This window comes from Planctomicrobium stercoris (genome assembly GCF_051465655.1).
In the GTDB taxonomy this organism is placed as follows: Bacteria; Planctomycetota; Planctomycetia; order Planctomycetales; family Planctomycetaceae; genus Planctomicrobium.
Window position 1 is genome coordinate 2,277,928 of record NZ_CP195791.1, and the last position, 18,032, is coordinate 2,295,959.

At 57.8% G+C, this 18,032-nt stretch carries 11 protein-coding genes and 1 riboswitch; of the genes, 7 read left to right on the plus strand and 4 right to left on the minus strand.

Annotated features, from left to right (window positions below; genetic code table 11):
• Nucleotides 1–25 precede the first annotated feature (25 nt).
• Genes SH661x_RS09470 through SH661x_RS09480 form a run of 3 tightly spaced genes read right to left on the minus strand, consistent with a single transcriptional unit; the run spans nucleotide 26 to nucleotide 7,622 of the window.
• On the minus strand, nucleotides 26–3,118 hold the full coding sequence (locus SH661x_RS09470) for a multidrug efflux RND transporter permease subunit (RefSeq protein ID WP_437230312.1): 3,093 nt from the start codon (nucleotides 3,116–3,118) through the stop codon (nucleotides 26–28).
• Entirely contained in the window at nucleotides 3,115–6,273 is a 3,159-nt protein-coding gene (locus SH661x_RS09475; RefSeq protein WP_437230314.1) for a multidrug efflux RND transporter permease subunit, read from the minus strand. Before SH661x_RS09475 ends, SH661x_RS09470 begins: the two co-directional genes overlap by 4 nt.
• Entirely contained in the window at nucleotides 6,270–7,622 is a 1,353-nt protein-coding gene (locus tag SH661x_RS09480) for an MdtA/MuxA family multidrug efflux RND transporter periplasmic adaptor subunit (protein WP_437230316.1), read from the minus strand. Before SH661x_RS09480 ends, SH661x_RS09475 begins: the two co-directional genes overlap by 4 nt.
• Before the next feature lie 425 nt (nucleotides 7,623–8,047).
• Between SH661x_RS09480 and SH661x_RS09485 the strand changes: the two genes are divergently transcribed.
• From SH661x_RS09485 to SH661x_RS09510, 6 genes are all read left to right on the plus strand, one after another.
• A complete protein-coding gene (locus tag SH661x_RS09485; RefSeq protein ID WP_437230318.1) occupies nucleotides 8,048–11,167 on the plus strand; it encodes a sensor histidine kinase in 3,120 nt (1,039 codons plus the stop codon).
• A gap of 8 nt (nucleotides 11,168–11,175) precedes the next feature.
• The gene (locus SH661x_RS09490) at nucleotides 11,176–11,802 is read left to right on the plus strand and encodes a response regulator (protein ID WP_437230320.1); all 627 of its coding nucleotides are present in this window, start codon (nucleotides 11,176–11,178) and stop codon (nucleotides 11,800–11,802) included.
• Nucleotides 11,803–11,944: 142 nt separating this feature from the next.
• On the plus strand, nucleotides 11,945–12,850 hold the full coding sequence (locus SH661x_RS09495) for a DUF1559 family PulG-like putative transporter (RefSeq protein WP_437230322.1): 906 nt from the start codon (nucleotides 11,945–11,947) through the stop codon (nucleotides 12,848–12,850).
• A 206-nt stretch (nucleotides 12,851–13,056) separates the two neighbouring features.
• On the plus strand, nucleotides 13,057–13,428 hold the full coding sequence (locus tag SH661x_RS09500; RefSeq protein ID WP_437230324.1) for a BlaI/MecI/CopY family transcriptional regulator: 372 nt from the start codon (nucleotides 13,057–13,059) through the stop codon (nucleotides 13,426–13,428).
• Nucleotides 13,425–14,525, plus strand: a complete 1,101-nt coding sequence (locus tag SH661x_RS09505; RefSeq protein ID WP_437230326.1) for a M56 family metallopeptidase — start codon at nucleotides 13,425–13,427, stop codon at nucleotides 14,523–14,525. Before SH661x_RS09500 ends, SH661x_RS09505 begins: the two co-directional genes overlap by 4 nt.
• A gap of 170 nt (nucleotides 14,526–14,695) precedes the next feature.
• Nucleotides 14,696–15,421, plus strand: a complete 726-nt coding sequence (locus SH661x_RS09510; RefSeq protein ID WP_437230328.1) for a methyltransferase family protein — start codon at nucleotides 14,696–14,698, stop codon at nucleotides 15,419–15,421.
• Nucleotides 15,422–15,615: 194 nt separating this feature from the next.
• Here SH661x_RS09510 and SH661x_RS09515 read toward each other — a convergent pair whose 3' ends face one another.
• Nucleotides 15,616–16,389, minus strand: a complete 774-nt coding sequence (locus SH661x_RS09515; protein WP_437230330.1) for an undecaprenyl-diphosphate phosphatase — start codon at nucleotides 16,387–16,389, stop codon at nucleotides 15,616–15,618.
• Nucleotides 16,390–16,509: 120 nt separating this feature from the next.
• Nucleotides 16,510–16,712, plus strand: a riboswitch (cobalamin riboswitch).
• A gap of 324 nt (nucleotides 16,713–17,036) precedes the next feature.
• Between SH661x_RS09515 and SH661x_RS09520 the strand changes: the two genes are divergently transcribed.
• Nucleotides 17,037–18,029, plus strand: coding sequence for a DUF1559 domain-containing protein (locus SH661x_RS09520; RefSeq protein ID WP_437231183.1), 993 nt, complete (start codon nucleotides 17,037–17,039; stop codon nucleotides 18,027–18,029).
• The last annotated feature ends 3 nt before the right edge of the window (nucleotides 18,030–18,032 follow it).

The window sequence follows — 18,032 nt, forward strand, 5'->3', positions numbered from 1 at the left end:
GAGGTCAGAGGTCAGGGGTCAGAGGTCAGAGGTCAGGGGTCACGTGATTGGGGCTGCGGGACCACCAAGTCGAGAGTCTGTCCAGATAGAGATAGACCACCGGCGTGGTGTACAGCGTCAGCATCTGGCTGAAAATCAAACCCCCGACGATGGCGATTCCGAGTGGGCGTCGCAGTTCCGATCCTTCTCCTGCTCCGAGTGCAAGCGGCAGCCCCCCGAGCAACGCTGCCAGAGTGGTCATGGTGATAGGCCGAAACCGCAGCAGACAGGCCTGAAAGATGGCGTCGCGCGGAGAGAGGTTCTGGGAACGCTCCGCCTCGATGGCAAAGTCGATCATCATGATCGCATTCTTCTTCACAATGCCGATCAGCAGCAGGATCCCGATCATCGCCATCACGTTCAATTCGACTTTGCAGAAAAGCAGCGCCAGCAGCGCTCCCACGCCTGCTGAGGGCAGCGTCGACAGAATTGTCAGGGGATGGATGTAACTCTCGTACAGGATTCCGAGCACGATATACACAGCGACGATCGCTGCGAGGATGAGATAAAGCTGATTGCTCAGAGAAGACTGGAAGGCCTGCGCGGTCCCCTGAAATCGGCCCTGAATGCTCTTGGGAAGGCCGATCTTCCGCACAATTTCTTCCACCTTGGGGACAATGTCTCCCAGCGAAGTTCCCGGCTGCAGATTGAATGAAATGGTCACCGAGGGGAACTGACCGGAGTGCGATACCGACAGCGACGTGTTCCGGGTCTGAACCTGATAAAGGTCGCTGAGGGGGACTTGAGCATTTTGCGGAGTGCGGACATAGATGTGTCGCAGGCTGTCTGGACTGTTCCCGAATGTCTCATCGAGTTCCATGATGACCCGGTACTGATCCAGATCTTTGTACATGGTGGAGACGGGTCTCTGCCCGAATGCGTCATACAGCGTGTTGTCGATGGTGAAGAAGGAGATCCCCAGCCGGGCAGCGGTGTCGCGGTTCACTTCCAGCCGGGTCTGCAGCCCTTTGTTCTGCTGGTCGGTGTTAACGTCGGTCACGCCGGGGATCTGCCGCATTTCCTTGAGCAGCTTGGGAGACCATTCATTCAGTTCGCTCAGACTGCTTCCCTTGAGCGTGTATTGATACTGCGAACTGCTGGCCCGGCCCCCGATCCGCAAATCCTGCACCGCCTGCATGAACAGACTCGCTCCGGGAATGCGGGCGGTCTTGGCCCGAATGCGGGCGATCACATCATCCGCCTTGAGTTTGCGTTCACGCTGCGGCTTAAGCGCGACGAACATTCTGGCGGAGTTGGAAGCACCACCCCCTCCCCCGCCGGTGAAGGCGAGCACGTTTTCAACTGCAGGGTCCTTACCGACTTCCGCAGCGAACTGCTGAATGAGGCGGGACATGGTTTGAAACGAGGTGTCCTGATCGGCGATCAGATTGCCGGTCAGTCGTCCGGTATCCTGCTGCGGGAAGAACCCCTTTGGAACGATGATGTAGAGATAGACGGTGAATGCCACAGTTCCCAGCGTGATCAGCAGGGTGACCCACTGATGTCGCAGGACCGCGGCGAGAGTCCATTCATACCAGCTGAGAATCCAGTCGAAGAGACGTTCGCTGGCGTTGTACCAGCGGCCATGATGGGTCTCCTCTCGCGACTTGAGCATCACGGCGCAGAGCATGGGTGTGGTCGTGAGTGACACGACCAGTGAAATTCCGATGGCGACGGAAAGTGTAACCGCGAATTCGCGGAAGAGTCGACCGATGATACCGCCCATCAGAAGAATCGGGATGAACACCGCAACCAGGGAAATGCTGATCGAGAGGACCGTGAAGCCAATCTCCTGAGCCCCCTGATAGGCCGCCTTCCCGGGAGACATACCCTCCTCCAGATGACGGCTGATGTTTTCAATCACGACAATGGCGTCATCGACCACAAAGCCGGTGGCGATCGTCAGTGCCATCAAAGAAAGATTGTCGAGGCTGTAACCGCACAGATACATCACTCCGAAGGTGGCGATCAGCGAGACCGGGACCGCCACGCTGGGGATGAAAGTTGCCCGCAGGTCCCGGAGAAAGAGAAACACCACCAGGATCACGAGGGCCACGGAGATACATAACGTGAACTGCACTTCATGCAGCGACCCACGAATGGTCGCGGTCCGGTCCATCGCGACTTCCAGGTCCATGTCTGCTGGGATCTGGGCATCCAGCTGCGGGAGGAGAGCCCGGATCCGTTCCACCGTCGAGATGATGTTCGCCCCGGGTTGACGGAAGATCACCAGTGAAATGGAGGGGCGTCCGTCGGACATACCGAACGTGCGGATGTCTTCCACCGAATCTTCCACGGTGGCGACGTCCCGCAGGTGAACGGGGGTTCCGTTGCGGTAGACTACGAGCAGGTTTTCGTACTCTTCTGCGGTGAACAGCTGGTCGCTGGCACTGATGGACCAGATCGTGTGTTCGTTGGAGACCTGGCCTTTCGGGCGATTCGCATTGGCGTTTCCGATGACAGCCCGCACATCTTCGAGGCTGATTCCGAGATGATTGAGAATCGTCGGATTGAGTTTCACCCGCACCGCCGGCTTGGAACTTCCTCCGACCTGCACCTGCCCGACCCCGGGGACTTGTGCGAGCTTCTGCTGCAGGATGGTGCTGGCCGCGTCGTACATGCGCGGCTTGGTGTAGGTGCCGGAAGTCAGAGTGAGAATCATGATCGGCGCATCGGCCGGGTTCACCTTGCGATACGAGGGGTTGTTCGGCAGGTTGGCCGGAAGCTGACCCCGGGCGGCGTTGATGGCGGCCTGCACGTCTCGGGCTGCGGCGTCGACGTTTCGATCCAGTTCGAACTGCAGCGTGATCGAACAACTGCCCAGGCTGCTGGAGGAGGTCATCTCGGCGACGCCGGCGATGCGGCCGAACTGTCTTTCCAGCGGCGTGGCGACGGCCGATGCCATGGTCTCGGGGCTGGCCCCCGGGAGCGAGGCACTCACCATGATCGTCGGAAAATCGATCTGCGGCAGCGGAGAGACCGGGAGCAGGCCGTACGAAAGGGCTCCTGCCAGCGTGATGGCGAGAGTCAGCAGCGTCGTCGCGACGGGTCTGCGGATAAAGGGGGCAGAAAGGTTCATTGCCCCTCCTGCGCATACCGACTTTCGTTCTCGTCGTCGTAGGGAAGTTGTTCTTCCGACTCGTCTTCAGTTTGCGAAACTGAGGAGAAGCCCAGTCTCGCGGCGAGTCTGTCAAACCACAGATAGATGACGGGAGTGGTGTAGAGCGTGAGCAGCTGGCTGAAGATCAGTCCGCCGATAATCGTGATTCCCAGTGGACGTCGGAGTTCGGAACCGACGCCTCCCCCCATGGCCAGCGGAACCGCCCCCAGCAAGGCAGCCATCGTGGTCATCATGATCGGGCGGAACCGGAGCAGGCAGGCTTCGTAGATCGCTTCTTCGGGAGTTCGTCCGTCGTTTCGCTGGGCATCGAGTGCGAAGTCGATCATCATGATGGCGTTCTTCTTGACGATCCCGATCAGCAGAATGATCCCGATGAGGCCGATGACGCTCAGGTCTTCGTGACACAGAAGCAGCGCCGCGAGTGCTCCGACTCCGGCGGAAGGGAGCGTTGAAAGAATCGTAATGGGATGAACGTAGCTCTCGTACAGAACTCCCAGCACGATATAGACGGTGACGAGAGCTGCGAGAATCAGCATCGGGGTGTTCGTGAGCGAGGCCTGAAAGGCAGCTGCGGTTCCCTGAAACTGGGTGACGATACTGTTTGGCATTTCGAGTTCTTCGCGGGCGCGGTCGATCGCTTCGACAGCCTGTCCGAGTGCATACCCCGGAGCCAGGTTGAAGGAAACCGTCACCACGGGAAACTGCCCCTGATGGTTGATGGACAGCGGCGTCGTCCGCTCAATGACCCGGGTCATCGCACTCAGAGGAGTCATCCCTCCCGTCGACGATTTCACATACACGTTGGAGAGATCCTGAGGGCTCTGTCGGAACTCCGGTTTCACTTCCAACACAACGCGGTACTGGTTGAGCTGCGTGAACATGATGGAGACCTGCCGCTGTCCGAAGGCGTCGTACAGGGCATCGTCGATCATCTGGGGGGTGACTCCCAGCCGGGAAGCGGTGTCGCGATCAATCTCGACATAGGCCTCGAGCCCGGAGACCAGCTGGTCGCTGGCCACGTCCCGCAGTGCCGGGAGTGACTGCAGTGCGCGGACAAACCTGGGGGCCCACTCGTTCAGCTCTTTTGCGTCGGGATCTTCGAGACTGAACTGGTACTGCGTGCGACTCACCCGGGTTTCCACAGTCAGGTCCTGCACCGGCTGCATGTACAGGGTGATGCCGGAGACTTCAGCCAGCTTGGGCTGCAGACGCCGGATGACATCCATGGCGGTGGTGTGTTTACGTTCCTCCAGCGGCACGAGGTTGATCTGGATACGCCCGCTGTTGAGGGTGGTATTCGTGCCGTCGATGCCGATAAAGCTGGACAGGCTCTCGACAGCGGGGTCGGTCAGGATGAGACGGTTGAGCTCCAGCTGGCGACTCGCCATCAATTCGAACGAGCTGTCCTGCGAGGCCTCGGAGATCCCCAGGATGACCCCTGTGTCCTGCACCGGGAAGAAACCTTTGGGCGTGATGACATACAGATACACCGTGGCAATCAGCGTGGCGACCGCGACCGTCATAGTGGCTGTCTGGTAACGCAGCACGACATCAAGAGTGCGGGCGTATGCCCAGATGACCGATTCGAAGCACCATTCCGAGGCCCGGTATAATGCTCCATGCTCTTCGGGATCTTGGTGTTTGAGCAGCCGGGCACACATCATCGGGGTCAGTGTGAGTGAAACGACTGCCGAGACAAGAATCGTCACACTGAGTGTGACTGCGAATTCTCTGAAGAGTCGACCGACGATATCTCCCATGAACAGGAGCGGAATGAGCACGGCAATCAGCGAGACGCTCAGCGAGATGATCGTGAACCCGATTTCATCGGCCCCCTTGAGGGCAGCAGCCATCGGGCGTTCGCCGTTCTCCAGATGCCGCATGATGTTTTCGATCATCACAATGGCGTCGTCGACCACGAACCCGGTGGAGATCGTCAGCGCCATCAGCGTCAGGTTGTTCAGGCTGTAGTCGAGCATGTACATCACGCCGAACGTCCCGACCAGCGACAACGGGACAGCAACGCTGGGGATGATCGTGGCACGGACATTCCGCAGGAAGACGAAGATGACCGCCACCACCAGCACGATGGTCAGCAGTAATTCGATCTGCACGTCATGAACGGAGGCGCGGATCGTCGTTGTGCGGTCGGTCAGAATCGAGACTTTGACAGATGCGGGAAGTGATTCTTCCAGCTGCGGCAGCAGTTCCTTAACGCGATCGACCACGGAGATGATGTTGGCACCGGGTTGACGCTGGATGTTGACGACGACCGCTGGCGTGGTGTCCATCCAGGCGGCCTGCCGGGAATTTTCAACGTCGTCGATGACCAGAGCGACTTCAGAGAGTTTCACCGGCGCATTGTTGCGGTAGGCAACGATGAGATCTCGATACTGCTCGGTCGTGAACAGCTGATCGTTGGCACCAATTGTGATTGCCTGACGAGGCCCGTCGAAACTCCCCTTCGCCTGATTGACGTTCGCCTGGGCGAGTGCCGTTCGCAGATCCTCCAGATTCAGTCCGAGTGCGAACAGGGCTGTGGGGTTTGCCTGAACACGGATGGCAGGCTTCTGGCCTCCACTGATACTGACCATGCCCACTCCCGCCAGCTGCGAGATCTTCTGTGCCATACGGGTGTCTGCCAGGTCTTCGACCTCCGCGAGCGGGAGTGTCTTGGAGGAGAGTGCAAGCGTGAGGATGGGGGAATCGGCCGGGTTTGTCTTGGTGTAGATGGGAGGATTCGGCAGATCATTGGGAAGGAAGCTGTTGGCGACGTTGATCGCTGCCTGCACCTGCTGGGCAGCCACATCGATGTCCAGTTCAAGGACGAAACGGAGTGTAATGACCGAGCATCCAGTGGAGCTGCTGGATGTCATCTGCGTCAGTCCGGGGATCTGGCCGAACTGCCGTTCCAGCGGTGCAGTCACTGAGGATGTCATGACGTCCGGGGCGGCACCGGGGTAGAACGTCAGAATCTGGATGGTCGGGTAATCGACCTGCGGAAGTGCGGAGACCGGCAGCTCGCGGTATGCGACGATTCCCGAAAGGAGAATCGCGACCATGAACAGGACGGTGGCGACCGGCCGCAGGATGAAATGTCGCGAAACGTTCATGACGTCTTCTTTGAAGATTCAGGAGACGTTCCGTCAGGCTTGTCGACCTTCCTGCCAGATTCGGGAGCGGAAGAACCGTTCTCCCGGAATGAGACCTTTGAACCGGGCTGAAGCTTGTCCAGACCGTCAGTCACGACAATCTCGCCAGCCTCCAGGCCCGAATCGATACAGGTGCGGTTCCCTTCACTGATTCCCACGGTGACAGTTCGAAGTTCCACCGTGTGGTCGGGCTTCACGACATAGACGAAGCGGTTTTCCGGTCCGCGCTGCACTGCCACCGACGGCACGACGACCGCGTCCGGAATGGAGTCGACCAGCAGTCTGGCATTGACGAACTGGTTAGGAAACAGCACATGGTCCTTGTTCTCGAACATCGCTTTCAGACGCAGCGTGCCCGTTGCGGCATCAACCTGATTGTCGATCGCGGCCAGCGTGCCTGTCGCGAGTTTTGTCTTGAAGTCGCGGTCATAGGCTTCGACCGTCAATGTCGACTCCTCACGCATGCGCCGTTGCACGCGAGGGATTTCGTCCTGCGGAATCGTGAACAGCAGTGCGATCGGCTCCAGCTGGGTGATGACCATCAGTCCATTCGGGTCATTGGCGCGGACGATGTTACCGCGGTCGACCAGTCTGAGGCCGATGCGTCCGCTGATCGGAGCGGTAATGCGACAATACTCCAGCTGCAGCAGTGCATTCTGGTAAATGGCCGTATCGATCTGCAGCAGAGCTTCCGCCTGATTGACAACCGCGACCTGCTGGTCCACCAGCTGTGGAGTGGTGGCGTTCTGGCGCATCAGTTCATTCTGTCGGTCCAGCGTGACCTGCGCCAGCTTCAATGCCGCCTGATCCTGAACCATCTTCGCGGCTGCCTGGTCCCGCTGCCTTTCAAACGGACGCGGATCAATCTCAGCGAGCAGATCCCCCTGCTTGACCATCTGGCCTTCAGTGAAGGCGACCTTGATCAACTCGCCGTCCACCCGGCTCTTGACCGTGACGGTGTTATAGGCAGTGACGGTGCCCAGCCCGTTCAAGTAGACATCGACACGCTCTTTCTGGGCGGTGGCGATGAGGACCGGCACAGGCCGCGCGGGGGGTTTGGCCGGTGCTGCGGGAGCGTGAACCAGATACCCCTTCACGTGGGGCCACCATTGCGGATAGAAGTAATAGGCCGCGATGGAGACAGAGATCAGCAGCACCCATTTGACGATCGTGCCCAGCTGTCCGCGGGCAACAGGGGGAGCGAGTTTGGGAGCGGGAGCTTCCAACTTCTCGGCGAGCGGAGATTGAAGGGGGCGGGAAATGATTCTCTCCGGGGTAGGCACTCTGGTGGGGGGCTTGTATTGTTGCATCTCGAGCTGAAAATTTCCCTGTCAAATGCCGCAATTGAGGCTGAAATTTGAGTCACTTCTCTGAACCGTTTTCTCAGCGGTTGAGGGAACAAGCGTTTCGCTGAGCGGCGTCGGTTTTCTGCAATTTCAGGCTCTCAATTCCATTATGGATCTCGTTGAGACCGGTTGAAAGTGTTGCCCGGCACAGAGGGCCGTATGCTGGACGGCATATCGATTCGGAACCGAGAAAGTGGAATTCGGTCTCGTTGCGATAAAATCAGATCGGTTCAGGTGAACGGGGTTCCGGTTCACAGGGGAGAGAGACTATTGTGAATCGGTTCCCGAAGCAGATTCTGGAACAGTCGTTTCATGCCACCCTGGCTGGGCTCGTCCTTACACAGACGGGTGAAAGGATGTCCGGGGTGTTCGAGATGGAAGAAGATGGAATGCGAAATTTGCCGGGCATGCGAATCTTCGCCGTACGCACTTTCGCAGAGCAGCATTTCCGGACGATCCTGTCCGTTCTGCTGCTCGGTGCTTTGCTGCTCATTCCGGTTCGGCCCGCGCATGCCATTGATCCTGAACGAACTCTCAGTCAGGTCTTGATCCGCAAATGGCTTTACGCACAGGGACTCCCGCAGCCTCGCGTCCTCGCGATCCGGCAGACAATCGACGGTCGTCTCTGGCTGGGGACGCAATCGGGCCTTTTTCAGTTTGACGGTGTGCGATTTACGGCAGTCGAGTCGAAACACGGTGCGTCTCTGGCGAACATCTGGGTGCAGCAACTCCTTGAAGATGCTGAACATCAACTCTGGATTGCCACCATGGGGGATGGACTGCTGTGCCTGAATGACGGCGCCTGTGTCCGGTATGGTCTGCAGTCCGGATTACCATCGTTGAATGTGCAATGCCTGCTGCTGGATCATCGCGGGACTCTGTGGGTGGGAACAGATCAGGGAGCAGCACGTCTGATTGAGGGGAAGTTTGAGACCTTCGCGCCACAAAAAGAACTGACAGTGCGAAACGTCCGTGCTCTGTGTGAGTCCCGCCAGGGAACTGTTTTTCTGGGAGGGGACCGGGCTCAATTGAACCTGTGGCGGGATGGTCAGTTCCTGACTAGGGAACTTTCCACGGTGCCTGATGATTCCGTAGTGCGGGCTCTGCTCTCCACACCCGAGGGAGATCTGCTGGTCGGCACGACCACCGGTCTCGTGCGGCTGGATGCGAATGGAGAATCCCGAATCGGCAGGGCTGAAGGGCTGGCGGATGATTTTGTGGAGACACTCGCATGGTCGAGTACCGGTCAGGTCTGGGTCGGGACCCGCGACGGATTGAGTCGGCTGCGTGACCATGAGATTGAAACGCTGCGAACCCGGGACGGCCTTTCACAAAGCACTGTCTGTGCGATCTTCGAAGATCATGAAAAAAGCATGTGGATCGGAACGAAGAACGGACTGAATCAGTTCGTCGATCGTCGGACCGTGCCGATCACCATGAGTGAAGGACTCCCTTCCAATGAGACAGGGGCTCTTCTTCAGGATCCATCGGGCAAGATCTGGATCGGGACGCTCGACGCTGGACTGGCGACCTTTTTGGGACGTCGCTGTGAGGCTTTTGCCAACCGGGAGACCGGACTGCCGTCCGATCGGATTGCCGCACTGGCTGCCGGGGCCGACAGCCAGCTCTGGGTGGGAACGGACTCCGGCTTGTGCCGCATGAAGGGGGCAGAAGTTGTTGAGAAGTTCACCACTCGGGAGGGGCTTCCGGCGGATGCGATTCAGGTGTTGCTTCCTGACTCCAGTGGCGCCCTGTGGATTGGCACGTCGCGGGGGCTCGCGCGTTGGGATGGGCAGAAGATCGCTGCGGTGGCCCCGGAATCCGAATTGTCGAAGTGGCCGGTGCGTGTGCTTCTGGAGTCTGCTGATCAGGATCTGATTGTCGCCACGGATGGAGGCGGTCTTTATCGCTGCCGTGATGATCAAGTTCTTCCCTGGATGGCAGGTGTCCCGGAAGTTCGCAGTCTCACCGCGCTTCAGCACGGCCCGGCGGGGAGCTACTGGGCCGCCACGCGCGGCGACGGGTTGCTGCTGCTTCAGGATGAGAAGGTGATTCGAATTTCCGTCCAGCAAGGCCTCTTTGATGATGAAATTTTCGGGCTCCTGGATGATGGAGAAGGACGGCTGTGGATGGCGTGCAGCCGCGGCATTTTCTTTGTGAATCAGGAAGAGCTGCTGGAACTGGTCGCGGGGGGACGTCAGTCGGTCACATGCACGCAGTTCAGTCCGGTGGAGTCGCAGCGGACCATCGAATGTCAGCAGGGAGTTCAGCCATCGGTCTGGAAGATGAAGGACGGCCGCATCTGGTTCTCGACAATCTACGGCGTGATCATCATGGATCCCGCAGCACTTTACCGCAAGCTCCCTCCTCCGACTGTGAGCCTGGAAGAAATGCAGGTGAACGGTCAGGCAGTGACGTCGAAGGAAAAATTAAAGCTCCCAGCGGGGCCGACGAATCTCATGTTCCGCTACACAGCATGGAGCTTCGCATCGGCATCGCGGATTCGATTTCGTTACAAACTCGAAGGCTTTGATCACGACTGGGTTGAAGCGAATCAGCGGCGGGAGGCGTACTACACGAACGTTCCCCCCGGCCGGTACCGATTTCTGGTGAGTGCCGCCAACCCGAATAACGAGTGGTCGACGATCACTGTTCCCGCCGAGTTCACCGTCAGGCCTTATTTCTTCAAGACGCTGTGGTTCTACGGCCTTACATTGCTGATGCTGGGGCTGGCGGTCTGGGGAATCCTGCGGCTGCGAGTGCTGCAGGTGAAGACGCGTCTGAATGCGGCACTGGCGGAGCGGATGCGAATTGCACGCGACCTGCATGACACGCTGATTCAAGGGTTTTCCGGGGTGACGATGCAGATGCAGGCCTTCGCCACGCGATTGAAGAACCCGGAAGAACGGGCGACGTTGCAGGACGTGATTGATGACGCGGGCCGCTGCCTGCGTGAAGCGAGACAAACGGTCACCGGGCTGCGTCATGCGCCTGGGAGCTCGACGAGTCTGGTGGACGCCATTTCGCAGACTGCCAGACACCTCACCGAGACGCATGATCTTCATCTGGAATTGAAGATGCCCTCGGCGATTCCTCCATTGTCGGCGGATGTTGAATACAATCTGCTGCGGATTGCTCAGGAAGCGATCGTGAATGTAGTGAAGCATGCAGGAGCCAGCACGGTTGAAGTGACCCTTTCCCGTTCGGTTCAGAATCGGGGACCCGGGGCCGACTCCGGACGTGCGACTCCATCGGGCCCGCTGGTGCTGTCCGTCGTGGATGACGGGTGCGGCTTTGACTGCGACGACTTCCGCCAGTTGCCGGGGCACTACGGGTTGATTGGGATGCGGGAGCGCGCCCTGCAGATTCACGCCACCCTCAATATTCACAGTCGTACGGGACGAGGCACCTCCGTGGAGGTCATTCTGCCTCACCTCCCGTCTCACGAAACGGCCGGTGCTGCTCCTCTCACGCGGGAGGTTCCGCTGGCGAAGGATCCGATTTCATGACTCCAACAATGTCAGATACAACGATTCGAATTCTCTGCATCGACGATCATCCTCTCGTCAGAAAAGGGATCGCTGCGATTCTCGAGAACGAGCTGGACATGCAGATGGTGGGGGAAGGTGAAAACGGCGAAGAGGCTGTCGAGCTGTATCGTCGATATCAACCCGACGTCATGCTGATGGATCTGCGGATGCCCGGTCTGGACGGCATTGGCGCGGTTCATCAGATTCGCAGCGAATTCCCGGAAGCCCGCATTATCGCGTTGACCAGCTACGATGGGGATCAGGATATTTACCGGGCGCTGGAAGCGGGAGTGCGCGGTTATCTGTTGAAAGAGACCGTGCATGCGGAGATCGTCACTGCCATTCGCACCGTCCACGCCGGCAAAAAACTGGTTTCACAGGATGCAGCTCAGCGACTGGCGGAGTATTTTCCTCAGGCTGCTCTCACTCCGCGAGAAGTTGAAGTGCTCGAGTGCGTGGCGAAGGGAATGAGCAATAAAGATATCGCCCAGGTCCTGGGGACTGCGGACGGCACCATCAAAATGCACGTGCAGAATATTCTGGCCAAGCTGGAAGCTTCCGACCGGACACACGCTGTGACGACGGCACTCAAACGTGGGATCATTCATCTGTAAAGGATGCTCTCTTTGGGGGAAGGCGCTGGTTCGAAGACTTTCAAAGTCCGGGTTGATCGAGGGTTTCCCTTGACGGTCGGTCGGAAGACGTTTTAAAACGTCTTGCAGATCCAGGGCGGATTTCGTCAGGAGGGCGAACGCGGTGCAGGAGAATTCATTCAACGGCAGACAGCCCCCTCGTGTTTGTCGGGGTGAACTGCGAGGCCGTCTTGCAAAGCGAAGCGGTTTCACAATCCTGGAACTGCTCACCTGTATCGGGATCATTTCCGTCCTGATCTCGATCCTGCTCCCTGCTCTGGGAGCGACACGGGAATCGGCCCGTCGGCTGCAGTGCCATAATCATCTCAAGCAACTTGGGATCGCATTACACAGCTATCACGAAGTGAACCAGTGTCTCCCCCCGGCCTGGCGATGGGATCTGGCCCGGCAGACCGCGTACGGATGGTTGCCTCCCCTGCTCCCTTATCTGGAACAGCCTGCACTCTCGCAACTGATCGATTTTGAATCCGCTGTGGACAGTGCGAAAAATCAGACCGCGCGGACTTCGACACTTCCCTTGTTTCTGTGCCCGTCCGATCTCTCCGAACGGACGTTCATGTTGTACTCGGAGTCGGAAACTGAAGGGACCCCCGGCGATATTCCGTTGTTCCGTCTTCCCGCTGCGAATTACGTAGGCGTGTTCGGGGTGCTCGAACCGGATGACGTCTGGAAATCAAAGTCCGGGGTGGGAGCGTTTGCAGGCGTGCGACCTGTGAGATTCGAAGAATTTACCCGGGGATTGAGCAACGTACTTCTGGTGGGAGAGCGACGGGCGTCGACCATTCCCTCCACGTGGCTGGGGGTCGATGAACGAGGTGAAGATGCTGCCTGCCGGATTCTGGGGAACGCCAATCTGGGCCCGAACATCCAGAATGCGGACGAATGCGAATTCACCAGCAGGCACCGAGGAGTGACCAATTTTTTGTGGGGCGATGGCCACGTTCACGGGATCGCGGACAGTATCGATCCGCGACTTTACCGCGAGATGGCAGCCCGAGGCGAGTTTTGAGATTGACAGAAAAGTGGAATTGCCCGAGAAACTGGCGTGGTCGATTGTGCCTCTTCGTGAGTCTCCGTCGCAATTTCCCGAATACGTAATGGGCGTTTGGCAAACGCTCATCAATGACCTTCCGCCCGAAATCACGATTTTCGGGCGCCGACCGGCCGTTAGGGCGATCCCTGGCGATCGATAGAATGGAACAGGAATTGACGGACATGACGTATCGATTGACGAAGTGTGAACTGGAAGTCATGAACGTTGTCTGGCAGCGTGGCGCCTGCACGGTTCAGGAAGTCTGCGACGGCCTTGAACGGCCTCTTGCCTATTCAACGGTGATGACCACTCTTCGAATCCTCGAAACCAAGCGAAAGGCGCTCGCCCGTCGCAAAGAAGGCCGGGCGTTTGTCTACGAACCGATTATCACCCGCTCCGAAGTTTCAGAGACCTTGCTGGGAGATCTGCGGGCACATCTGTTCGGCGGTTCCATGACCTCGCTGGTTCTCAGCCTGCTGGGTGGAAGTGAAGTTTCCAAAGACGATATTCAGGAGCTCAAAGCTGCGCTCGAACGTCTGGAGGGAGATGAATGACAGCCGCTCAGTTCCTGGAGATCTTCGTCTCCGTCAGCGTGCAGGCGACTTTGTATGTCGCACTCTGCTGCCTGCTGGCAAGATGGACTTCCAGTGACAGTACCCGCAGCCAGTTGTGGACCTATTGCCAGTTCGGCCTGATCGTGCTGGCAGGGATCGCCTGTTCGTTGCCTCATTTGCGGCTCATTCAGGGAAGTGAAGTTTCCGACCCCCATGAGATTCTCGCCACAGCGAGCCTTCAGACCCGCCTGGGACTGACCTGTTTTCTGGTCTGGTTTGCAGGATTTCTGTGCTCTTTGTTCTGGATGTTCTTTTCCGCGATTCAGATGCTGCGATTTCTGCGTCGTCTGACCCCCGTGGAGATGAGCCTGCTGCCGTTGGCCGACATTGGTGCAGGCAGTCCCGTTCTTCCGGAGATCAAAGTCTTCGTTTGCGACGCCCTGTCGAGCCCGTTCTGCTGGCAGTTTCAAAAGCCCGTAATGGTTCTCCCGACATCGTTCCTCAACCTGGATCGGCGTGAACTGGAACTTGTTTTGAAACATGAACTGGCACATCTGGAGGCCAATCATCCGCTGCATCTGTTCGTTCAACGGCTTGTGCAGAGTGTGTACTGGTATCACCCGGCGGTCTTCTGGTGCGGCCGTCAGGCAGATCTCGCCCGCGAGATGATGTGCGATGCAGCAGCTGCCGATGGGCGGGATGAGATCGCCGACTATCTGCGGGTGCTTTTGAAGGTCTCGGAACAGGTCCCTGCCCGACAACCCGGAGCCCTGGGCTTGGCGCTGCTGTTCGGAGATCGGCTGAGTTCTCTGGCCCGGCGTGCGCGGCGTCTGTCCGAACGGGCCCGGCACCAGACCTCGACGGCCCCAGTTCGCGCGTGGCTCCCGGGGCTGGCACTGGTGCTTGTGACGGTCGTCACAACGGCCTGGCTTCCGGTGAATGTTCTGAGTTCGCATCGTTCCCGCTGGTCGGCCTGTCCTCACTGGACTGCGGAAATCCTGCATGACTTTGGGGTCAGTGCGCGGGATTACGAAGTCTACGACGGCCGTCTGCAGATCTTCGACCGCTTGCAGGATCATCCGGGACATCCGGATTAACAGCTGAGTGACATCCTCGAGGGACGTCCACAACAACCATGTCAAAATGAGACCCAACTCCACCCGAAACTACTAAAAATTTAGCGGCTGCTGGCTTGCTTTTTTGCAGGGCCATCAGCCAATCCGACACAGAGTGAATTGCCAGAACTTCAAGCAGGAGAGATGCAGATATGGAATCAATCAGTGGCCTGACACCGCCTGTGACGTCACTCCCGCTGGGGAATCTGGAAAGTAACCTTGCAAGCATCGTCTCTTTGCCGGAAGCACCTGCGGAGACACCTATGCGAGTCAAGCAGTTCCGGTCCTATCAGATGCGGCTGCCCGTCACAGCAGCGTGCCTGCTCTCTGGACTGACGCTGACATTGCTCTCCATGCCGCTGGTGAAACCGGGAAGTGCGCTGAATCTTTCGCTGCTGGCGGCGGGTTACTGCCTGATCGTTCTGGGAATCGCCATCCGCATCTGGTCGATTGCTTACATCAACTCGCGGAAATCAGTCTCGGTCGTGACGACGGGACCATACGCACTGTGTCGAAACCCCCTCTATCTGGGGACGTTTCTCATCGTGGTCGCGTATCTGCTGATGGTTCAGAGCCTCACACTGGCCGCCTTTACGATCCCCGTGATTCTGCTGTACCTGTGGGGTGTGATCCCCGCGGAAGAGACCGTGCTGCGAAGCCGTCATCCGCGTGAATACGATGCTTACTGTGCCGCCGTTCCACGATGGCTGCCAAAGTTCAAACGTGCAGCTTTTGAGCGTTCAAAGCTGGTCTGGTGCCCAGCTGTCCGCCGGGAAGTTGAGTGTGCAGGCTGGTGGATCGGAATTGCACTGGCGGTGCATATCGTCTGTTCGTATCGCCTGGCCGGTTGGTGGATTCACCCGCTCAACTGGCCATAACGGTGATGGCTGACGCGATTTGTCATTGGGGATTGAGGAATTGTCATTTGACATGAGATCTTCCAGTCCCAAATGACAAATCCTCAATCCTCAATCCTCAATCCTCAATCCTCAATGACAAATGACAAATGACAAATCCCGCGCGCCTATCTCACGAACACACTTCCTGACGCTGCCTGCTCTGACAGGAAGCCTCAGATCACATCGTAGTAGCACCCGATAAACGTCAGCACCGCGACGCCGAGCACGTACCACGCGAACCAGTACAGCTTGCGGGCAGCGACGATTCTGAGCAGGCTTTTAAGGGCAATGATTCCCACGATCATGGCGACGGCTGCGCCGATTAACGTGGGGCCCAGTGGGGTCGATGTTCCTCCCTGATCGATCACGTCCTTGAGCTTGACGATGGTCGCACCCAGCAGAGCCGGAACTGCGATGTAGAATGAGAAGTTCGCAGCGGCTTCCCGTTTCACTCCCATAAAGAGTGCGCCCACAATTGTCGATCCGGAACGGGATACTCCAGGCAATGGAGCCAGCGTCTGCATCAGCCCGATCACCAAGGCATCGCGGTAACGGATGTCCTTCAGTTCTCGCTGTCCCATGTCGATCCGGGGAGTGATAAAGAGCAGCAGTGATGTGAACAGAAGTCCGAAGCCAGCAATGAGCGGCTGCTCCGAGGCCTGTTCAAAAAGATCCTTACAACTGAGTCCAACGACGACCACTGGCAGCGTCGCGAGAATGATCGCCATAACCAGCCGCGGCTGCTTCAGCACCGGAATGATCTGGTGCCGGTAGACGAACAGAATGGAAATGAGCGTCCCGAAATGCAGTGCGACGTTCAGTTCGAGATTCTCCGTCGTATGCCCCAGCAGTGCTTCGACGAGCACCAGATGTCCATCGGAACTGATCGGCAGGAACTCGGAAATCCCCTGAACAATTCCGAGTAAGATGAATTCCCAGAGAGACATTGTCAGGTCTGCTTTCTGCAATTTGAGGCCATGGATCATCGCACCGTACCGTATTTGATGATTGAGGACTATGCGAGAAATACCGGCGCGTGATTGACATCGTCCCGAAGTTTCGTAGCATGCTCCTGACGACTTAGGTGCCAGCGGACGTGTGTTCCGCTGGAGAATAGGGAAGACGGTGTAATTCCGTCGCGGTCCCGCCGCTGTAACCGGGGACAAAAGCCGCAATCGCCACTGAGAACGCCAGAGATGGCGGAATCGGGAAGGCGCGGTGAGTCGAATGATCCGGAAGCCAGAAGACCTGCCTAGATGTCGTAGAACTGATGCGTCTGTCCTTCGTGGAAAAAGGTCGCTGTAAGACGATTGGCCCCCTCATCAGGTGAGTGGGTCTCTTTCGATTCGGTCCTCATTGATCACTGGTGCTGCTAGGGAAATTGTGTTCCGCAGGCAGCTTCAGAGTTGTCAGTGCCCCGATTTCTTGCGCACTCTCCGAAGGTGGACGCGGCTGCAGCCATGCGCTTGAGCATGTCCTGCGGCAACGACAACGGGAGATTGTCTTGAGAAAGTTGAGAGCTGAGAGTCGAGCGTCCAGAGTCCCGGTGAGCGGGAGACGTCAGTCTCCCGATGGATCGCGATTCGAGCGTTCCATCAATCGAGTATCTGCTGCGAGTCGTGGTTTCACGCTGATCGAACTGCTGGTGGCGATCGCCATTATTGCCGTTCTGGTCTCGCTGCTTTTACCTGCTGTTCAGCAGGCCCGCGAGTCGGCACGTCGAACGCAGTGCAAGAACAACCTGAAGCAAATCGGGCTGGCACTGCACAACTACCATGACACGTTCAGAGTCTTCCACAGAGGGGGAGCAACTGTCGCGCCCACAACCTATGCAGCCTACAACAATGCAGCCAATTCCGTGCTGAAGTCGACAAGCTGGTGTCTGGCTTTCATTCCCTATGTGGAACAATCATCGCTGTACAACAGTTATGACCACACGAAGTGGTTCTGGGAAGACGATAATCTCGCACTGTCCAGTCAGGCGATTCCTTTATTCGTCTGTCCCTCCAATCCGGAAGCCTCTGCGAAAAAATCAATCATCGATATCAGTACCTCTCCGGTTTCATTTGGACGAAACGACTACGTCGGGATCTTCCATATGGGGATATCTCCGGCCGCGGATGGAATCCCCTCGCAGTTCCCTTCAACCACAAATCCTCCGTCCGGGGTGATGCAGGGTCTGTTATCATCCGCCTTTCCAACGAAGAATGTTTCCATCCGGGACATCGTGGACGGATTATCGAACACCCTCATTATCGGCGAAGCGCCGCAGTCGACCTACGGGATCTGGGCAGGCACAAAGAACTTCGGAGCAGTGGCGGCGCCGATTAATCGTCGGATCTCACCGGGGTGGGGACAGCCGGGTTACGATACAACCTACAATGCCTGCGGATACTGGGCGCCTCTCACCCCTCCAGTTGGAGCAGTGGGATGTAATAACGGGCAGTCTTTGCACAGCTTCCACACAGGAGGGGCACAGTCGCTTTTGGGGGACGGAGCAGTGAGATTCCTGTCAGAGAGCACCAGCCTTCTGATTCTGAAAGCACTCTGTACTTACAATGGCTCCGAAACCGTCGGGGAATTCTAAAGA

Excerpts from the sequence above, each read along its gene's own strand:
- SH661x_RS09505 (WP_437230326.1), top strand. The coding sequence starts at position 13,425 with ATGACAGCCGCTCAGTTCCTGGAGATCTTCGTCTCCGTCAGCGTGCAG.
- SH661x_RS09485 (WP_437230318.1), top strand. The coding sequence starts at position 8,048 with ATGCGAAATTTGCCGGGCATGCGAATCTTCGCCGTACGCACTTTCGCA.
- SH661x_RS09470 (WP_437230312.1), bottom strand. The coding sequence starts at position 3,118 with ATGAACCTTTCTGCCCCCTTTATCCGCAGACCCGTCGCGACGACGCTG.
- SH661x_RS09515 (WP_437230330.1), bottom strand. The coding sequence starts at position 16,389 with ATGTCTCTCTGGGAATTCATCTTACTCGGAATTGTTCAGGGGATTTCC.
- SH661x_RS09475 (WP_437230314.1), bottom strand. The coding sequence starts at position 6,273 with ATGAACGTTTCGCGACATTTCATCCTGCGGCCGGTCGCCACCGTCCTG.
- SH661x_RS09490 (WP_437230320.1), top strand. The coding sequence starts at position 11,176 with ATGTCAGATACAACGATTCGAATTCTCTGCATCGACGATCATCCTCTC.
- SH661x_RS09500 (WP_437230324.1), top strand. The coding sequence starts at position 13,057 with ATGACGTATCGATTGACGAAGTGTGAACTGGAAGTCATGAACGTTGTC.
- SH661x_RS09480 (WP_437230316.1), bottom strand. The coding sequence starts at position 7,622 with ATGCAACAATACAAGCCCCCCACCAGAGTGCCTACCCCGGAGAGAATC.
- SH661x_RS09510 (WP_437230328.1), top strand. The coding sequence starts at position 14,696 with ATGGAATCAATCAGTGGCCTGACACCGCCTGTGACGTCACTCCCGCTG.